Origin of the sequence: Pontimicrobium sp. SW4, assembly GCF_039954625.1 — a bacterium.
GTDB lineage: Bacteria > Bacteroidota > Bacteroidia > Flavobacteriales > Flavobacteriaceae > Pontimicrobium.
On record NZ_CP157199.1, the window covers coordinates 2,740,794 to 2,760,000 of the forward strand.

The window sequence follows — 19,207 nt, forward strand, 5'->3', positions numbered from 1 at the left end:
GCTTTTGTACTGAAGGCGGGACTTGAACCCGCACGGACTAATGTCCATTGGATTTTAAGTCCAACGTGTCTACCAATTCCACCACTTCAGCATTGGTATATTTTTATAGTGTAGAGCGAAAGACGGGATTTGAACCCGCGACCCTCACCTTGGCAAGGTGATGCTCTACCCCTGAGCTACTTTCGCAGTTTTTAATGAACGTACAATCCTATGATTGCGGATGCAAATTTAAAACAATTCTAATAATAGCAAAGGCTTTTTTATAATTTTTATGCTCTTTTCTTTTTTTGCAACATTCGCTTTATTTCATTAAGCTTCATTAAAGCTTCAACAGGTGTTAGCGTATTAATATCGATGTGCAAAATCTCATCTTTAATTTCCTCTAAAAGAGGGTCATCCAAATTAAAAAAGCTTAACTGCATTTCATCATTTAGCGACTTTACTTTATCTGTTAACTCTTCACTAGAATGTGATTTTTCTAATTGCTTCAATATTTTGTTTGCTCTATGGATTACTTGCTGTGGCATTCCTGCCATTTTTGCTACATGTATCCCAAAACTATGCTGACTTCCACCTTCAACCAGTTTTCTTAAAAACAATACATTGTCCTTAAGTTCTTTAATAGAAACATTATAGTTTTTAATGCGCTCAAAGGTTTCGGTCATTTCATTGAGCTCATGATAATGCGTTGCAAATAAGGTTTTTGCTTTAGATGGATGCTCGTGTAAATATTCGCTAATTGCCCAAGCAATAGAAATCCCATCGTAAGTACTCGTACCTCGACCAATCTCATCTAATAACACTAAACTACGCTCAGAAATGTTATTTAGAATAGAAGCTGTCTCATTCATTTCAACCATAAACGTTGATTCTCCCATAGAGATATTATCACTTGCTCCTACTCTCGTAAATATTTTATCTACCAAACCAATTCTAGCACTTTCAGCTGGTACAAAACTTCCTATTTGAGCTAGTAGTACGATTAAAGCTGTTTGACGTAAAATAGCTGATTTACCAGACATGTTAGGTCCAGTTATCATAATGATTTGTTGTGAAGTCCTATCTAAAAATAAATCGTTAGCAATGTAGGGCTCGCCTATTGGCAATTGTTTTTCAATAACTGGATGGCGTCCATTTTTAATATCCAAATCGAACGATTCATCCATTGTTGGATACACATAATTATTTTCTTTTGCCAATTGCGTAAAACCACATAAACAATCTAATTGACCAATTAAACTGGCATTTTGTTGAACTGGTTTGATGTATTGATTCATCCAAGCAACTAACTCATTAAATAATTGCTGTTCTATGGCTAAAATGCGTTCTTCAGCTCCTAATATTTTCGATTCGTATTCCTTTAATTCTTCGGTAATGTAGCGCTCCGCATTTACCAAGGTTTGTTTACGAATCCACTCTTCTGGGACTTTATCTTTATGCGTATTTCTTACTTCAATATAATATCCAAACACATTATTAGATGCTATTTTAAGTGACGTAATTCCTGTACGCTCACTTTCTCGCTCTAACATTTTATTTAGGTAATCTTTACCTGAAAAAGCTAAATCACGAAGTTCTTTTAATTCAGAAGAAAAATCAGAAGAAATAGAGTTTCCTTTCAATATGTTTACTGGCGCATCTTCGTTTAAAGTCTCCTTAATTTTTTCTCGAAGTAGGTCGCAGCTTTGAATATTGTCTCCAATAATTTTTAGTGCTTCATTAGCACAATTACTAGCGAGTGCCTTTATTGGAACAATCGCTTCTAAAGAATTTTTAAGCTGAATAACCTCTCTAGGATTCACTTTTCCTGTCGCTATTTTAGATATTAAACGCTCAATATCTCCTATATGCTTTATCTGATGCTGTACTTTATGTAATACGGCATCATTATCCAGTAAATATTGTATAACCTCATGTCTATTCTTGATTTTTTTAGCATTCTTTAAAGGCAATGCTAACCAACGCTTAAGCATACGTGCTCCCATTGGAGAAATCGTTTTGTCTATGACATTAATTAACGTAACAGCATTTACATTTGTTGAATTATAGAGCTCAAGATTTCTAATAGTAAACTTATCCATCCAAACATAGGCATCTTCAGCAATACGCTGTATAGATGTAATATGTTGCAATTTATGATGCTGTGTTTCGCCTAAATAATGCATAATCGCACCAGAAGCTACAATGCCTTCGTATAAATCTTCAATTCCAAAACCTTTTAATGACTTTGTTTGAAAGTGATTATTCAAGGTTTCATTGGCATAATCGTCTTGAAACACCCAATCTTCCATATAAAATGTATGAAAATCGTTGCCAAATGTTTCAGAAAACGTTGTCCGTTTTTGCTTTTCAATTAAGACCTCACTAGGATTAAAATTTTGAAGCAGTTTATCTATATATTCAGCATTCCCTTGAGAGGTTAAAAACTCTCCTGTGGAGACATCCAAAAACGATACGCCAATATATTTACCAAAATATACTGATGCTAAAAAGTTATTAGATTTTGAGCTTAACACCTCATCATTCAAGGCAACTCCAGGAGTGACCAATTCTGTCACACCACGTTTTACAATAGTTTTAGTTTGCTTTGGATCTTCCAACTGGTCGCAAATAGCAACACGCTCACCTGCTTTTACTAGCTTTGGCAAATAAGTGTTTAATGAATGATGCGGAAATCCAGCAAGTTCAGTTTCACTTTCACTTCCTGCACCTCGCTTGGTAAGAATAATATCTAAAATTTTAGATGCTTTTACAGCGTCACCACCAAAAGTTTCATAAAAATCTCCTACTCTAAAAAGCAACAACGCATCAGGATACTTTACCTTTATGGCATTGTATTGTTTCATTAATGGTGTTACCTTTTTTGCTTTTTTAGCCAATTTTAAGTGATTTTTATATGTTACTTTTGCATTAGAAATGATTCTCGATACTTTTTGAATGCTATCAAAATACTCGAATTGATATTTCTAATTATTTTACGTCAGTTTGAGTGATTTACCTTTGGCAAATTGTATCGAAAACAAGTAAAATTAAGAATGCTAATGTAACTAATATTTCATGTTTTGTGAAGGCTTAACATTATAAGTTATTTACAATTATTGGGAGATTTTAACAACAGTTGATAGTCATTTTGAACAAGGTAAAGAATCTTCACTAAAAAGATGCTTCGACTGCGCTCAGCATGACAAAAAAAATTTTGATGCGGAAACTAAAAAATAGCGAACTAGATAGATTGTCCATTGATGAGTTTAAGGAATCTAAAAAAACGCCTCTAATTGTGATTTTAGACAACATTAGAAGTCTCAATAATATTGGGAGTGTCTTTCGAACAAGTGATGCATTTTTAATTGAGAAAATTTATTTATGCGGCATTACTGCTAAACCACCACATAAGGATATTCATAAAACAGCGTTGGGAAGTACCGAAACTGTTGATTGGGAATATGTTGAAAGTACGTTAACGCTAGTTGAAAAATTAAAAAGAAACAACATTAAAATTATTTCAATCGAACAAGCCGAAAATTCTACAATGCTTAATGACTTTATGCCTGAAGAAGAAACAAGATATGCGATTGTTTTTGGCAATGAAGTGAAAGGTGTACAACAAGAGGTTGTTAATGCTAGTGATGTGGTGATTGAAATTCCACAATATGGCACCAAGCATTCGTTGAATATTTCGGTGAGTTGTGGTGTTGTGATTTGGGATATGTTTTGTAAGCTAACTTAGCTTAACGTCTGATATTAACAGCTAAAAAATCAAACCATAACTTTGGATGCCATTATTATGAAAAGTCTATTCAGAAAACGAGATAAACCATTAAAGAAGAGATTTTTAACGTTTTCTGATAATAATTTAACAATACCAGAAAGATTCTTTAAGTGGATTAATATGATAGAATCCGAGAATTCACCAAATGAAAGTATAAAAGCATTGAATTTCGGATTATTTGAAACTACTAATTCTTATATGATGTATTTAATGGGAGCTGAGAAATTTGATGAAAATGATGAGAATTGGGCTTGTAAGGTTGATTATGAACCAAAATATAAATATTTGGATTTAAATGATTCAAAACTTAACGAATCTGGTTGGGAATATGTATTAGACTTTAGCGTTTCTTTGATATCAAAATATTTAAAAGAGAATAAAAGTTTCTTAACAAAGATTGAGAATATTACCGCTGGATTCGATGATGGAAATTTAACAAAAATAAAATAATTAATGAGTACCTATCGAAGTTATAAGTAATTTACTGGATTCCGCATCAAGTGCGGAATGACAAATATTCTCAAACCACAGGAATCCAAATTTCTTCCTCATTTACAGCATTTATTGGACTATAACTTGGGCCTAGCTTTTCAAAATGTGGCCTGTTATCTAGTTTAAATTCAGAATTTGGTAACCATTGTGAATGTATATAATGCCAATTTTTTACAAACTCTTGCATAGAATCTTTAAAATCGATTACTAAATAATTTCCAGGATTAATAGTAAGTATTTCCATTCCAATCGGGACATTATTAAAATTAGTAACCTCAATACCAACCCATTTTTCGAAAGTCATAATTGGTGACACTTTACTAAAATTAAAATCATCATAATTTTGAAGCGACAATGTATAATCATCTACTCGGTTATTAATTTCTTTTAATCTTGGCATAAATTGCCTTGCTAACTTCCCTGTTTCTTCACTAATCGCTTCAAAAGACATGTTAGCTTTCATGCCAACAATTAAAATCTCAGGTGATTGAATAATTCTATGCATCATCTTCACAAATCTGATTTAATAGCCATAAGTAATCTGCTCTATTCTTAATAAAATCCATATCCGAAATATCGATGATTTTAACTTTAATTTCTGTCTGATTTTTCAAAAATTCTAAATACCCAGAGTTAATCTTTTCTAAGTAACCATTTTCAATATTCTGCTCATAATCACGTCCGCGTTTTTTTATATTAGCCTGTAAGCGCTCAATATTTTGATGTAAATACACATACAAATCTGGCTTCGCAATGTCTTTATACATTAAATAGAATAGCTTTCGGTATAGGATAAATTCATCTTCTGGTAAGGTGATTTTAGAAAAAATAAGCGACTTAAACACATCATAATCACTTACAATAAAATCTTTAAATAAATCCAGTTGTGATAAATCGTCACTTATTTGTTGGTATCTATCAGCCAAAAAAGACATTTCTAAAGCAAACGCATAACGCTGTGGTTCTTTATAAAATTTTGGTAAAAAGGCATTATCTGCAAAACGCTCTAACACCAATTTAGCATTAAAATCTTGTGATATTTTTGTTGCCAAACTTGTTTTTCCTGCACCAATATTTCCTTCAATAGCAATATAGTTATGCTTAGAAAAATTAAATACTTTACTTGGATTCTTAAGCCAAATATTAATGCCTTCCAATTCACTACCATCCTCACATTCTTCTAAAAGTAAACTCGCAGACTTATTAAGTTCTGGATGCTCAACTTTTGGAGCAATATTATTTAAAGGACGTAATACAAAACGTCTTTTATGCATTTCAGGATGAGGAACTTTAAGCGTTTTCGTGTTGATTACTTCATCATCAATTAGCAAAATATCTAGATCAATAGTTCGTGCTTCGTAACCATTTTTTTGACTTCTCACTCTGCCTAAACTTTTCTCAATCGACAATAATTCTTGCATCACCTTTTTAGGTTTCAAATAGGTCGATACATGAAGACAAGCATTATAAAAATCGTCTCCTTGAAAACCAAAAGCTGGTGAATTATAAACCTTAGAAATTATTTTTACAGTTCCAATTCCAACATGAATAAGATCAATGGCTTCTTGAAGGTTTTTAAACCTGTCGCCTTTATTACTTCCTAACGATATATAAACTTGCTGTGGTTGGTTCATAAGCAATGGCAAATTAACTAAAAGAAAATTTATTAGTTTATATTTACTGTAACGATTTATTCACAAAAACATCTTGTGTGTAAATTAACACTATATGTCACTTCGAGTGATTCCTATATTTCATCGGAATTGTGTTGAGAAGATTTATTCTAATCAATAACTCTTGATACATTTCGCTAAAGCGAAATATTCGAACTGACAGAAAAATTATTAATAGCTATTTAAATGACACTAAAAGACAAACTTCTAGCGCAACGTATTTACATGCTACTAGGAGCTTTATTTATCACGTCGTTAGTAGTGTCTAACCTAATTTTTCAAAAGTTTTTTTATTGGCATCCTTTAGATATAGAAATTTTTGGAGCTAATTTATTTGAAATTTCCGTTGGTATTTTACCTTATCCAATAACTTTTTTAATAACCGATTTAATAAGTGAGATTTATGGCAAAAAGCGTGCTAATCAAGTAGTGGTTACAGGAATTTTTGCTTCGGTGTTTTCACTACTCATTATTTTAGTTGCTGATAATGTTCCAGCAATAGAAAACTCTCCTGTTGATGATGCCTTGTTTACCAAAGTTTTTGGACAATCAGCTATCGCAGTATTTGCTAGTATGACCGCTTATTTGTTTGCGCAGTTTATCGATATTCAAATTTATCATTTCTGGAAACGCCTAACCAAAGGTAGACATTTATGGTTGCGAAATAATTTTTCCACTTGGTTTTCACAATTTATTGATACCTTTTCCATCCTTACCTTATTATGCACTTTTGAAGTGCTGCCATGGGAAAGCTTTAAAGGCTTACTAATTAGTGGATTTTTATTTAAAGTTATGATCGCAGCTATTGACACCCCTTTCTTGTATTTAGGTGTCTATTTGTTTAGAAAACGTTTTAAACTAAAGGTTAACGAAGAAATTTCGTTGCTTTAATAGTTTGTTAAGACTTATTTTCTAATTTTAATCGTATATATTCCTACAAACAATCATTTATGAAGAAAATATTTAAGATTATTGGTATTATATTATTAATTTTTGTAGTGATTTTAGCAGCAATTCCTTTTGTTTTAGAATCTAAAATTGATGCTATCGTTCAAGCTTACGTAGATGAAAACATAAATGCCAAAGTAGAATTTGACGATGTTAGTTTGAGCTTGCTTAGTAGTTTCCCAAATGCCAAAGTGACTATTGATAATCTTACCATTACCAATAACGCTCCGTTTAAAGATGAAACTTTTACAACGGCTAAATCTATTGGCTTAAAAATGGCTATAAAAGAGCTTTTTAAAAATCAAAATGATGAGCCTATTGTTATTACTAGTGTTACTATTGACGAGACGTTAATCACTTTAAAAGAAAGTACTACTGAGGCAACCAACTGGGATATTTTTAAAACCGAAACCAATGAAAGCACGAATACTGCTTCAACAGAAAGTAATGGTTTTAAAATTAATATTGAAGATTACAGCATTACTAATAGTGCACTAACTTATATTGACGAAGTTTCAAATACTACAGTATATGTAACGCGTTTAAATCATTCCGGAAATGCACAATTTACTGATGTTATTTCTGAGTTAGACACCAAATCTGAAGCCAATGTTAGCTTAAACATTGATAGTACTTCTTACCTAGAAAACAATCATATTACTTTAGATGCTTTAATAGATTTAAATCTAAAAAGCAACACCTACACCTTTAAAGAAAATAAAGGATTCATCAATCAATTACCTTTAGAATTTGATGGTTATGTACAACTCAAAGACGAAGGACAATTAATTGACATCACTTTTAAGAACCCTGAATCGTCGTTTAAAGGTTTTCTAGCTGTCATGCCTGAGCGTTATGCTAAAAACCTTGATGATGTAGAAACCTCAGGCGATTTTAAAGTAGAAGGAATTATTAAAGGCTTAGTGTCCAACAAAACCATTCCTACAATAGATATAAAGATGGTGTCGAATAACGCATCGTTTAAGTATCCTAATCTTCCTAAACGAGTTGAAAATATTAATATTAATGCCTCAGTAAAAAATGATAATGGAAATCCTGATGATACTTATGTAGATTTGAGTACGCTTAACTTTAAAATAGATCAAGATATTTTTAAGTCTTCAGCTATCTTAAAAAACTTAGGAAACAATACGCAAGTAGATGCCAATTTGGACGGAACACTTAACCTTGCGAACATTTCAAAAGCATATCCTATTGAATTAGACAAAGAGCTTAGTGGTATTTTAAAAGGGAAACTAAATACGTCTTTCGACATGAATGCTATTGAAACCAATTCATATAATCGTATTAAAAATAATGGCTCAGTAAGTATTACCGATTTTATTTTCTCTTCAGAAGATATTGTAAATCCAATTCATATTTCAAAGGCAGATTTAACTTTTAAACCAGGAATCATTTCGCTGAATAATTTTGCTGCTAAAACAGGCGAAAGTGACATTAATGCCACTGGAACTATTAAAAATTTGATTGGTTTTTTAATGCAGAAAAATAAATTGCAAGGTGATTTTATAGTAACATCGAACGTATTTGCGGTGAACGATTTTATGGTTGCACAAGATGACACTGCTGAAGAAAACAAGACCACTTCTAATACAGAATCGCTCAAAATTCCTGAGTTTTTAGATTGCAATATCACGGCTGATGTCAATACTGTTATTTATGACAATTTAAATTTAAAAGATGTTAGTGGTTCATTATCTATTAATAACCAGCAAGCCAATTTAAAAGGCTTGACCTCAAAGCTATTTGAAGGTATTTTAGCAATTACTGGAAATGTATCAACCCAAGAAGCAATACCAACATTTAATATCAACTTAGGAGTTGATAATTTTGATATCGCAAAGTCTTTTAACGGTTTAGAGTTGTTTCAAAGTTTAGCTCCTATTGCTACTGCATTACAAGGAAAACTAAACTCTACTATTAACTTAAAAGGCAATTTAAACGAGTCGTTCACTCCCGAATTGGCATCGGTTTCTGGAAACACCTTTGCACAGCTTTTTGTAAGCTCTGTAAATTCAGAAAAGTTAAAAGTACTTGGAAAGCTAGAAGAAAGCTTAAATTTTATCGATTTTGACAAACTAAATCTAAACGATTTAAAAACCAATCTATCTTTTGAAAACGGCTTAGTAAATGTAAAACCTTTCAGCGTTAAGTATAAAGACATTAATATTCAAGTATCAGGCTCTCATGGTTTTGACACCTCTTTAAACTACAAAGCCATACTTGATGTACCAGCAAAGTATTTAGGTGGAGAAGTTAATAGATTAATTGGTAGAATTAACGATAACGAAGTCAACAAAATAACCATTCCAGTCACTGCAAACATTTCTGGTACATATGCTAGTCCGCAAGTATCAACCGATTTAACAAGTGGGGTCGCAAACTTAACTAAGCAACTTATCGAGATTGAAAAACAAAAGCTTTTAAACTCTGGAAAAGATAAATTGAAGAATTTACTAGATGGTGTTTTAAACAACAAGAAAAAGCCAACTGATAGCACAAAAGCGAAAATACAAACTAAAAAAGATAGTACAAATATAAAAAACGATAGCACTAAAACTAAAACAGAAGAAACTGTTAAAAGTATTTTAGGTGATTTATTAAAAAAGCGAAAAAAGAAAAAAGATACCATAAATTAGCTTCTTTTTTGTAGTTTTTGTAATAAAACAGCTCATTTATTAGGTTTTTTGAATAAAAACGTTAAGTTAAGAAGATATAACACTTTAAACTTTTAAACTAATATATGAGGCAATTAAAAATTACGAAACAAGTTACCAATAGAGAATCCAAATCACTTGATAAATACCTACAAGACATAAGTAAAATTGATTTAATTACTGCTGATGAAGAAGTAGAATTAGCACAAAGAATACGTGCTGGAGATCAAGTTGCTTTAGATAAGCTCGCAACAGCTAACTTACGTTTTGTTGTTTCTGTCTCTAAACAATACCAAAATCAAGGATTATCATTACCAGATTTGATTAATGAAGGTAATGCTGGTTTAGTTAAGGCTGCAAAACGCTTTGACGAAACAAGAGGTTTTAAGTTTATATCGTATGCTGTTTGGTGGATTAGACAAGCCATTTTACAAGCATTAGCTGAGCAATCTCGAATAGTTAGACTCCCTTTAAATAAAATTGGAGCTATTAATAAAATAAACAAAGCGTATTCCTTTTTAGAGCAAACTCATGAAAGAGCACCCAGTGCTGAAGAAATCGCGAATAATCTAGATCTTTCTGTTAGCAATGTAAAACAGTCTATGAAAATTTCTGGAAGACACGTTTCGATGGATGCACCTTTAAAAGAAGGTGAAAATTCAACACTTTACGATGTTGTAAATTCTAATGAGTCACCAAAACCTGATGCCGATTTAATGAGAGGTTCATTAATTATTGAAATAAATCGCGCATTAGACACACTATCAGAAAAAGAAGCCGTAGTTTTGCGCCATTATTACGGGATTGACAAAAAACAACCTATGAGCCTTCAAGAAATAGGCGACTCTTTTGGATTGACACGAGAACGTGTTAGACAAATAAAAGAAAAAGGAATTCGCAGATTACGACATACATCAAAAAGTAAAGTATTAAAAACATATTTAGGATAAGCCTAAAAGTAAAACATTAATAAAAATATATATGTTAAAAATTATTATCAAAGAAGGTGAAAATATAGAGCGTGCTTTAAAACGTTACAAACGAAAGCACAGAAATATTAAGGTGATGCAAAATTTAAGAGAAAACCAATTTTTTACAAAGCCTTCAGTTAAAAGACGTCGTGAAATCCAAAAAGCTTCTTATATACAAGGCCTAAGAGATCAAGAGGAAATTTAGTATTTCATGTGTTTATATTTATTGTTTTTCTAATGTCACATGCGACATCCATTTAATCATTTCCTTAGGTATCAAAATATAGTTATGGATGTTTCATAAAATAGAAAATATCCATCCCATTTAAAACTAGTTTTAAATGGGATTTTTCAATTAATCGTTAGACTAACTACCAATCCTTCATTTGCTCTAACATTAAAAACAGTTTCGTCTTCAAAAATTAAATATTGTCCTTTGACGCCTACTAGTTTACCAATATACTCTTGAGATTTAATTAAATTCAAACTCGAAGGCTTTTTAGGATACTTAAGTACTGGAAAATCCATATTAGTTTCGGCATTACTTGCTATGTAATATTCTTTTGCTTCATCTGGAATATAATTTTTAAGTCTTTCGCGCCAATCCACTAAGTTTTCATCTTCAATATCATTTTTAAGCATTTTTCGCCAATTGGTTTTATCAGCCACATGGTCTTTTAAAGCGACTTCAGTAATTCCTGCTAAATAACGATTTGGCACTTCAACAATTTCAATAGCCTCATGTGCGCCTTGGTCTATCCAACGTGTTGGCACTTGACTTTTTCTAGTAACTCCAACTTTTACATTACTTGAATTAGCTAAATAGACTATATGTGGTTGCAACTGTACTTTTTTCTCGTACTCCAGGTCTCTATCCTCTTTATTTAAATGTGCAGTACTTAATTCTGGACGCATAATCCAGTCAGCAGCTTGTGGAATATCAAAAAAGCAACTTTTACAAAAACCCTGTCTATAAATGGTTTTATCTAAACCACAATTAAGGCATTGATACTTTACAAAACTGATTTTTAGCGTTTTATTAAGAAGCTGATTCATGTTTATAAAATCCGATTCAAACACTAAATAATAATTAATTGGACTGCTAAATTCAGTTTCCATTTTTGTTAACACACCTTGGTACTGCATAAAAAGATTTTTCCTATTTTAGACCTCGTAAAGATAACCAATATATGCCAATTCCCTTAGTAAATTCTATTGCTTCATGGTTTTTAAAAAAACGATTTCATCAAATCGAATTGTTTTTAAAATACCCTAATGAAGTTCAAAATGAGCTGCTTTTTTCACTTTTAGACACTGCCAAAGACACGCAAATAGGGAAACAATATGATTTTGCTTCTATTAAAAACTATAAAACGTTTAGCGAAAGAATTCCTATTGTATCATATGAAGATATTCAGAATGTTATTGAAGAATCTCGACAAGGAAAACAAAATATTTTTTGGCCAACACCAATAAAATGGTTTGCAAAATCAAGCGGAACAACCAATGCGAAGAGTAAATTTATTCCAGTAAGTGTGGAGTCTCTGGAAGATTGTCATTATGCAGCAGGTAAAGATTTGCTTTGTATGTATTTAAATAACAACGAAAACTCTCAATTGTTTACTGGTAAAAGTTTAAGGTTAGGAGGTAGTAAAGAATTATATCAAGAGAATGGTACTGTATTTGGAGATTTATCGGCCATTTTAATAGACAATATGCCTTTTTGGGCAGAGTTTAGCAGTACACCTAGTAGCAGAGTGTCTTTAATGAGTGATTGGGAGTATAAAATGCAAGCGATTGTTGACGAAACTATTAACGAAAATGTAACAAGTTTAGCAGGAGTGCCTTCTTGGATGTTAGTATTACTTAATAGTGTTTTAGAAACTACAGGAAAAGAAAATATATTTGATATTTGGCCAAATTTAGAAGCCTATTTTCATGGAGGTGTAAGTTTTGTGCCTTATATGAATCAATATAAATCTATTTTACCTCGAAAAGATTTTAAATATTACGAAATCTATAATGCCTCTGAAGGCTTTTTTGCCATTCAAGATCAAAATAATTCCAGTGAATTATTACTGATGTTGGATTATGGTATTTTTTATGAGTTTATAGATATGTCTACCTATGGAACTCCTAAAGAAAAAGTAATTCCTTTAAGCGAAGTTGAAAAGGATACCAATTATGCAGTTATAATTACGACTAACGCTGGGTTATGGCGTTATAAAATTGGAGATACTATTCGATTTACTTCGTTAAATCCATATCGAATTAAGGTTTCTGGACGAACCAAACATCATATTAACGTATTTGGAGAAGAACTCATTATAGAAAATGCCGAAGATGCTTTAAAAGATGTATGCAAAAAAACCAATGCTGAAATTATTGACTATACAGCTGCTCCAGTTTTTATGAAAGGAAAAGAAAAAGGAGCCCATGAATGGCTTATTGAGTTTAAAACACCTCCTAACGATATGAAACATTTTAATGTATTACTAGACGATGCCTTAAAATCTTTAAACTCCGATTATGAAGCTAAACGCTATAACAACATTACACTTAATCAGCCTAAAATAAACATTGCACGACCACAATTATTTTACGATTGGTTAAAAGAAAAAGATAAACTTGGTGGTCAGCATAAAATTCCAAGGCTTTCTAATTCTAGAGATTATTTGGAGGAGTTGTTGAGATTGAATAGTTAAGAATACTATTACTCTTCATCGGTAAAAAAGACCTTCTTTTTTCTTTAAACGAATATACACTTGTATTCATCTAAAAATAGACACTCACTTTTTTTTCTCTCAATTATAATGCTACTTTTAAACTGTAATTAAGAAAAAGATATTAAAAACCCTACAGCAGACATTAATTATAATCCAAGATAAAAACCACTTGTTTCGAGTGGTTTTTTTATTTCAAAAAGTCATTTAATCTAACTTTAATAGCTTATGCCTTATAAAACTTGAATTTTACTTATAAATTCATACATTTAGAAAGTGAAAAAGAAGATTGTAGTAATATGTATGCTATTTACTACCATATTGTTTTCCCAAAACGAAGCTAACAACTGGTTTTTTGGTGAAAACATGGGATTGCGATTTAATAGAAACTCGCCTAGACCAACAGTACAGCAAGGTAGTTTAAATACATTAGAAGGTTGTGCATCAATATCTGATGCGAATGGAAGACTTTTGTTTTATTCGGATGGTTCAACTGCGTGGACTAGAACGCATCAACCTATGCCAAACGGCACCGATTTACTAGGAGATGAATCTAGTACACAATCTGCTATTATAGTTCCTAATCCAACATATCTAAATATCTATTATTTGTTTACTGTTGGCTCCACAATAGAACCCTCAGGCTATCATTATTATACTGTAGATTTATCACTCAATAATGGCTTAGGAGATATTTCAGGAGCTGCTACAGATTTATCTGGAAGTAGCGATGGAGGATTCTGGTCAGAAAAAATTACAGCAGTAGAAACTGAGAATTGTGATGGTTATTGGGTAATTTCGTTAGTTGATAATTTATTTTACTCATATAAAGTAACCGAAAATGGGGTAAATCCAACTCCTGTTATTTCTCAGGTAAATTTTATGTCAAGACAATCCAGAGGTTACTTAAAAATTTCACCTAATGGAAAAAAGTTAGCTGTAGCGCATCAAGGATTAACTTCAAGTACTAGTGGGCTTCTATTATACAGTTTTAATAATAGCACTGGTGTTGTATCCAATGATGGCGACATGATATTTAACTCTGGTGGTGTAGAAGCTCCTTATGGTATTGAATTCTCTTCGAGTGGTAATATGTTATATGCATCTACATTAGATAGTGATACATATAAACTTTATCAGTTCGATCTTAAAGATACTAATCTTAGAACTAGAATGACACTTCTGCATTCTGAGTTAGCTTATAGAGGTGCATTACAATTAGGTCCAGATTTAAAAATATATGTCACAATTCCTGAAGAATATACAGTGGGGACACAATACTTAGATGTAATTCACAATCCTGAATTAAAAGGTGATGATTGTAATTTGGAATTAGATTATATTGACTTTGGTAACGGCAGGCAAGTAATGCAAGGACTACCTCCTTTTATTCAATCCTTTTTTATTATAAACGACTTTAATATTGTAAATCCTAACGAGGAAGTTACTGAAACTAGTGCGGATCTTGCTATCTGTTACGATAGCACTTATACACTTAACGGACCTAACATTCCTGGAGCTGAATATTTTTGGGCGTTTAATGATGGTACTACAACTACTAATATCCCAACGCCTTCTCCTCCTCATCAATTAATCATAAATAGTGATGGTTCGAATACTATAGGTACTTATTCGCTTTTTGTTGATTCTCATGATAACTGTGACAACAAATATGAAGGCTTTGCAAATATTACATTTAACTTACCTCCAAATATTAATTCTAACGTAATGCTAGATAAATGTGATTTATTTGATAATGATTCGCAAGATGGTCTAACTACATTTGATTTAAGAAACAGTATCGATTTAATAACCAGTAATCGATCTAGTAATTTTAATGTTTATTTCTATTTAAACGTTTCTGATGCAGCATCAGACCCTTTAAATCAAAACTCATTAGATCCTATTTTTTCGAATACAATTGCAAATCAAATTGTTATAGCTAAAGTTTATGAAATTGGGAATGACTGCTATAGTTTAAGTGAAATTGAATTAATAGCAACACCAAGTACTGCATTATTAGCAGCAAATGAATATGGTTGTAATCTGGGAGATGATACTGCTTTATTTAAACTATCCGATATTAAAAATAACATCATTAATTCACTTAACCCAGCTGGCACATATACTGTTACTTTATATGATTCTCTTGAAAATGCTATAAATGACAATGAAATTTCTGAAAACAATTATGCAACAGAAGAAACAACCTTGTTTTTTAAAGTTGAAGACAATGGAAACTGTTATGGGTCTGGACAAGTAAATTTGCTCATTAGTACATTTCCTGAGTTTGATTCTCAGGAAACCATCATTATTTGCAATAACTCATTCCCTATCACTTTAACCGCTCCAATACCTACTAATATACAAAATAACTATAGCTATTATTGGAGTACAAATGATACAGGTTATCAAATATCAATACCTAGCTCTCAAACAGTGATTCTTACAATTGTTGATAATGTTTCAGATTGTGAAAAGCAAAAAACTTTTAAAGTATTAAGCTCAACTACACCTATTTTAAACGGTATTACTGTTGATGTAGGAGATAGCAATACTGTAACTGTATCAGCCGCACATAATAGCGATAATCTTTACGCATTAAACAATATAGATGATGTTTTTACATTTAATTACCAATCTGAAAACACTTTTAAAAATGTACCTCCAGGAACTTACGATGTATATATTAATAATGTTTGTGGCACAGTGGTGCAAAGAATTTTTGTTTTTGGTTTTCAAAAATTCTTGACACCTAATAATGATGGCTATCATGATACTTGGAGAGTAAAAGGATTAGATCATGATAATTTTACCTTCTCAGATATTAATATATTCGACAGGTATGGGAAATTGCTTAATATTTTAAATCCAAACTCCGGTTGGGATGGTACTTTTAATGGAAAAAAATTACCATCAAGTGATTATTGGTTTACTATAAGTGTTAATGACCTAAACAATAACTTGGTTACTTATAAGGGTCATTTTAGCTTAGTATACTAAAAATCAATTCCAAACTTCAGTTTGAACCCAAGTGGCAGCATCAGCTAAATAGCTTGCATAATCACATACATCCAAATGTGATAGTCCTGGTGCTACTACAAACTCTATGCTTGAGCCAGCATTTCTGGATTTGTTTACAAAAGCTTCCGTTGCTTCTACTGGAAATAATTCGTCATCTTCCCCATGAATAACATACAATGGCACATCTATTTCTGGAACTTCACCAGATGCTCTTTCTGGATCATATGAGCTTGCCATAGGAATTGCAGCTGAAAAAAGTTCTGGATAATAATCTGCATAAAACCAACTTCCATTGCCTCCATTACTATAACCAGTAATAATAACTTGACTAGGGTTTATATACCAATTAGACTTTGCTAAATCTATTAATGCTAGTACTTGTTGCTGGTTTGAAGAATCGTACCATTCATCAAAACCTGCATTAGGGCTAATAATGAACGCATTTAAAATTTGTAATCCATCTTCTACATAACATTCTGTATTTTTATGTGCTGAAGGACTTCCTCCTGAAGCTCCGTGTAAATCAATAACCAACGGTCTTAAATTATCAATTGACGCATCTGCTGGCGCTACAACTCTAAAATTCCAGTACTTATCACTGACTAATGTCTCTAATGCAAAATCATTAATCCCTGGCTGTACATCAAGATTTTGGAAATCTTCTATAACATCTTCGGCCGTTCGAACTTCAGGAGTTGGAGCTGATTCTTTCTTACTACAACTTAATATTGTAGAAACTGTTACTAATAATACTAATACTTTTTTTAACTTTTTCATGAGTGCTTTTTCTCAAATTTAAAAAAAATTATTGTAGAAGCTCTTATATAATAGAATTTATAATTTTTAGACGTTTAATAAAAAGACATTCAACGAAAAAACCACTCGTTTCGAGTGGTTTTTTTATTTATTTTAAAAGCTTAAAAAACTAAGAAACTGCCTTTAATTTTTTAAGTCTTGTTTTTGTTAGTTTCCCTTCAGCATAGGCCTTAGTAACATTTAATTTAGTTTCATTACTACTTGGTAAATTAAACATAGCGTCAGTTAAAATTTCTTCACAAAGCGATCTTAAGCCACGTGCTCCAAGCTTATACTCAACTGCCTTTTCTACAATAAAATCCAACGCTCCATCAGTTATTGACAGCTCTATTTCATCCATAGCAAACAATTTCTTGTATTGTTTTACTATAGCATTTTTTGGTTCCGTCAAGATTGCTCTAAGGGTATTAGCATCTAAGGGATTCATATATGTTAATACTGGGAGGCGTCCAATAATTTCTGGAATTAAACCAAAGTCTTTAAGATCCTTAGGGATAATATATTGCAAAATATTATCCTTATCTATTATTTCTCCTTCATGTGACGCTTTATAACCAATAGATGACATATTTAAACGTTTGGAAATATGACGCTCAATACCATCAAAAGCACCTCCTGCTATAAATAAGATATTTTCGGTATTTACTTCAATAAATTTTTGATCTGGATGCTTTCTACCTCCTTTTGGTGGTACATTAACAACTGTTCCTTCAAGCAATTTTAATAATGCTTGTTGTACACCTTCGCCAGATACATCTCTGGTAATTGAAGGGTTATCACTTTTACGTGCAATTTTATCTATTTCGTCAATAAATACAATACCTCGTTCTGCTTTTTCTAGATTATAATCAGCTGCTTGCAATAAACGTGTTAAAATACTCTCTACATCTTCACCGACATACCCAGCTTCAGTAAGTACTGTAGCATCTACAATTGCCAAAGGCACATTGAGCATTTTGGCAATAGTTTTTGCCATTAACGTTTTACCTGTTCCTGTTTGACCAACCATCATGATATTTGATTTTTGAATCTCAATATCATCATCGGTAGGTGATTGCAATAAACGTTTATAATGATTATACACAGCTACAGACATTACTTTTTTAGTATGCTCTTGACCTATGATATATTCGTCTAAAAATCCTTTAATTTGTTGAGGTTTGCGTAACATTAATTCTGCAGACAAATCTCCTGAATCCATTTGTTTTGATTCCTCAATAACAATTCCATGAGCTTGCTCAATACAACGATCACAAATGTGTGCATCTAAGCCAGCTATTAATAAATTGGTTTCTGGTTTTTTTCTACCGCAAAACGAACATTCTAATTCTTCCTTCGCCATTCTTTAAAGTTAAAAGTGATTAGTTAAAAGTGAAAACCTTTTGATCAAACTTTTCAAAATGTTTCTAAACCAACACACTATTCATATTATTTTTCTAGTTACGAGACAGTATCTCGTCTATCATTCCATATTCTAAAGCCTTATCAGATTTCATCCAATAATCACGATCACTATCAGCATATACTTTGTCGTAATCTTGTCCAGAATGCTTACTTATTATTTTATACAACTCTTCTTTAAGTATTAATATTTCACGAGCAGTAATTTCAATATCACTAGCTTGCCCTTGTGCACCTCCTAAAGGTTGGTGAATCATAACTCTAGAATGTGTTAACCCACTTCGTTTTCCTTTTTCTCCTGCACATAATAGTACTGCTCCCATTGATGCTGCCATTCCTGTACAAATAGTTGCTACATCTGGTTTAATTAATTGCATAGTATCATAAATACCTAAACCTGCGTACACACTTCCTCCAGGAGAGTTAATATATATTTGAATGTCTTTTGTAGAATCTGTACTCTCCAAAAATAATAGTTGCGCTTGAATAATATTTGCTACTTGATCGTTAATTGCAGTTCCCATAAAAATGATACGATCCATCATTAATCTTGAAAACACATCAAAAATAGCAATGTTCATTTGTCGCTCTTCAATAATATTTGGTGTTAAATTAGTTGGATACATACTACTAATAATTTTATTGTAATAAGTACTACTAATGCCTTGATCTTTTATAGCGAATTTTTCGAATTCTTTTCCGTAATCCATAG

15 protein-coding genes and 2 tRNA genes are annotated in these 19,207 nt (G+C 31.8%); 8 read left to right on the forward strand and 9 right to left on the reverse strand.

Annotated features, from left to right (window positions below; translation table 11 throughout):
* Positions 1 to 7 precede the first annotated feature (7 nt).
* From ABGB03_RS12680 to mutS, 3 genes are all read right to left on the reverse strand, one after another.
* Positions 8 to 91 (reverse strand) — tRNA-Leu (locus ABGB03_RS12680).
* 23 nt (positions 92 to 114) lie between these two features.
* A tRNA-Gly gene (locus tag ABGB03_RS12685) sits at positions 115 to 186 on the reverse strand.
* Positions 187 to 269: 83 nt separating this feature from the next.
* Entirely contained in the window at positions 270 to 2,879 is a 2,610-nt protein-coding gene (gene mutS, locus ABGB03_RS12690) for a DNA mismatch repair protein MutS (protein WP_347922944.1), read from the reverse strand.
* Between the two features lie 320 nt (positions 2,880 to 3,199).
* On the opposite strand from mutS, the gene ABGB03_RS12695 reads away from it, so the two are divergent.
* Both ABGB03_RS12695 and ABGB03_RS12700 read left to right on the forward strand, forming a co-directional pair.
* Complete coding sequence (locus tag ABGB03_RS12695; RefSeq protein WP_347922945.1) at positions 3,200 to 3,727, forward strand: RNA methyltransferase; 528 nt, start codon at positions 3,200 to 3,202, stop codon at positions 3,725 to 3,727.
* Positions 3,728 to 3,784: 57 nt separating this feature from the next.
* A complete protein-coding gene (locus ABGB03_RS12700) occupies positions 3,785 to 4,219 on the forward strand; it encodes a hypothetical protein (RefSeq protein ID WP_347922946.1) in 435 nt (144 codons plus the stop codon).
* Between the two features lie 70 nt (positions 4,220 to 4,289).
* Here ABGB03_RS12700 and ABGB03_RS12705 read toward each other — a convergent pair whose 3' ends face one another.
* Complete coding sequence (locus ABGB03_RS12705) at positions 4,290 to 4,769, reverse strand: effector binding domain-containing protein (protein ID WP_347922947.1); 480 nt, start codon at positions 4,767 to 4,769, stop codon at positions 4,290 to 4,292.
* Positions 4,759 to 5,895 carry a 2-amino-4-hydroxy-6-hydroxymethyldihydropteridine diphosphokinase gene (folK, locus tag ABGB03_RS12710; protein ID WP_347922948.1) on the reverse strand — a complete coding sequence of 379 codons (1,137 nt, stop codon included), beginning with the start codon at positions 5,893 to 5,895 and terminating at the stop codon, positions 4,759 to 4,761. Before folK ends, ABGB03_RS12705 begins: the two co-directional genes overlap by 11 nt.
* Before the next feature lie 225 nt (positions 5,896 to 6,120).
* Here folK and ABGB03_RS12715 point away from each other — a divergent pair, with 225 nt between their 5' ends.
* The 4 genes from ABGB03_RS12715 to rpsU all read left to right on the forward strand — a co-directional run bounded on the left by ABGB03_RS12715 (position 6,121) and on the right by rpsU (position 10,736).
* On the forward strand, positions 6,121 to 6,825 hold the full coding sequence (locus tag ABGB03_RS12715; protein WP_347922949.1) for a queuosine precursor transporter: 705 nt from the start codon (positions 6,121 to 6,123) through the stop codon (positions 6,823 to 6,825).
* A 59-nt stretch (positions 6,826 to 6,884) separates the two neighbouring features.
* The gene (locus ABGB03_RS12720; RefSeq protein ID WP_347922950.1) at positions 6,885 to 9,542 is read left to right on the forward strand and encodes an AsmA-like C-terminal region-containing protein; all 2,658 of its coding nucleotides are present in this window, start codon (positions 6,885 to 6,887) and stop codon (positions 9,540 to 9,542) included.
* Between the two features lie 104 nt (positions 9,543 to 9,646).
* Entirely contained in the window at positions 9,647 to 10,510 is an 864-nt protein-coding gene (locus tag ABGB03_RS12725) for an RNA polymerase sigma factor RpoD/SigA (RefSeq protein ID WP_347922951.1), read from the forward strand.
* A gap of 31 nt (positions 10,511 to 10,541) precedes the next feature.
* On the forward strand, positions 10,542 to 10,736 hold the full coding sequence (gene rpsU / locus ABGB03_RS12730; RefSeq protein WP_347922952.1) for a 30S ribosomal protein S21: 195 nt from the start codon (positions 10,542 to 10,544) through the stop codon (positions 10,734 to 10,736).
* A 146-nt stretch (positions 10,737 to 10,882) separates the two neighbouring features.
* Here rpsU and ABGB03_RS12735 read toward each other — a convergent pair whose 3' ends face one another.
* A complete protein-coding gene (locus ABGB03_RS12735) occupies positions 10,883 to 11,677 on the reverse strand; it encodes a DUF2797 domain-containing protein (RefSeq protein ID WP_347922953.1) in 795 nt (264 codons plus the stop codon).
* A gap of 44 nt (positions 11,678 to 11,721) precedes the next feature.
* Here ABGB03_RS12735 and ABGB03_RS12740 point away from each other — a divergent pair, with 44 nt between their 5' ends.
* Positions 11,722 to 13,236: a GH3 auxin-responsive promoter family protein gene (locus ABGB03_RS12740; protein ID WP_347922954.1), complete on the forward strand. Its 1,515-nt coding sequence runs from the start codon at positions 11,722 to 11,724 to the stop codon at positions 13,234 to 13,236.
* Between the two features lie 294 nt (positions 13,237 to 13,530).
* Positions 13,531 to 16,257 carry a T9SS type B sorting domain-containing protein gene (locus ABGB03_RS12745; RefSeq protein ID WP_347922955.1) on the forward strand — a complete coding sequence of 909 codons (2,727 nt, stop codon included), beginning with the start codon at positions 13,531 to 13,533 and terminating at the stop codon, positions 16,255 to 16,257.
* 3 nt (positions 16,258 to 16,260) lie between these two features.
* Here the strand turns inward: ABGB03_RS12745 and ABGB03_RS12750 are convergent, their stop codons facing one another.
* The 3 genes from ABGB03_RS12750 to clpP all read right to left on the reverse strand — a co-directional run bounded on the left by ABGB03_RS12750 (position 16,261) and on the right by clpP (position 19,205).
* Entirely contained in the window at positions 16,261 to 17,055 is a 795-nt protein-coding gene (locus ABGB03_RS12750; RefSeq protein WP_347922956.1) for a prolyl oligopeptidase family serine peptidase, read from the reverse strand.
* Positions 17,056 to 17,203: 148 nt separating this feature from the next.
* The gene (gene clpX, locus ABGB03_RS12755; protein ID WP_347922957.1) at positions 17,204 to 18,436 is read right to left on the reverse strand and encodes an ATP-dependent Clp protease ATP-binding subunit ClpX; all 1,233 of its coding nucleotides are present in this window, start codon (positions 18,434 to 18,436) and stop codon (positions 17,204 to 17,206) included.
* A 94-nt stretch (positions 18,437 to 18,530) separates the two neighbouring features.
* Positions 18,531 to 19,205, reverse strand: a complete 675-nt coding sequence (gene clpP / locus ABGB03_RS12760) for an ATP-dependent Clp endopeptidase proteolytic subunit ClpP (RefSeq protein ID WP_347922958.1) — start codon at positions 19,203 to 19,205, stop codon at positions 18,531 to 18,533.
* Between the last annotated feature and the right edge of the window lie 2 nt (positions 19,206 to 19,207).

Coding starts and splice junctions, on each gene's coding strand:
- ABGB03_RS12700 (WP_347922946.1), top strand. CDS start 3,785: ATGAAAAGTCTATTCAGAAAACGAGATAAACCATTAAAGAAGAGATTT.
- ABGB03_RS12740 (WP_347922954.1), top strand. CDS start 11,722: ATGCCAATTCCCTTAGTAAATTCTATTGCTTCATGGTTTTTAAAAAAA.
- ABGB03_RS12735 (WP_347922953.1), bottom strand. CDS start 11,677: ATGCAGTACCAAGGTGTGTTAACAAAAATGGAAACTGAATTTAGCAGT.
- ABGB03_RS12720 (WP_347922950.1), top strand. CDS start 6,885: ATGAAGAAAATATTTAAGATTATTGGTATTATATTATTAATTTTTGTA.
- clpX (WP_347922957.1), bottom strand. CDS start 18,436: ATGGCGAAGGAAGAATTAGAATGTTCGTTTTGCGGTAGAAAAAAACCA.
- clpP (WP_347922958.1), bottom strand. CDS start 19,205: ATGGATTACGGAAAAGAATTCGAAAAATTCGCTATAAAAGATCAAGGC.
- ABGB03_RS12705 (WP_347922947.1), bottom strand. CDS start 4,769: ATGATGCATAGAATTATTCAATCACCTGAGATTTTAATTGTTGGCATG.
- ABGB03_RS12725 (WP_347922951.1), top strand. CDS start 9,647: ATGAGGCAATTAAAAATTACGAAACAAGTTACCAATAGAGAATCCAAA.
- ABGB03_RS12715 (WP_347922949.1), top strand. CDS start 6,121: ATGACACTAAAAGACAAACTTCTAGCGCAACGTATTTACATGCTACTA.
- rpsU (WP_347922952.1), top strand. CDS start 10,542: ATGTTAAAAATTATTATCAAAGAAGGTGAAAATATAGAGCGTGCTTTA.
- ABGB03_RS12695 (WP_347922945.1), top strand. CDS start 3,200: ATGCGGAAACTAAAAAATAGCGAACTAGATAGATTGTCCATTGATGAG.
- folK (WP_347922948.1), bottom strand. CDS start 5,895: ATGAACCAACCACAGCAAGTTTATATATCGTTAGGAAGTAATAAAGGC.
- ABGB03_RS12750 (WP_347922956.1), bottom strand. CDS start 17,055: ATGAAAAAGTTAAAAAAAGTATTAGTATTATTAGTAACAGTTTCTACA.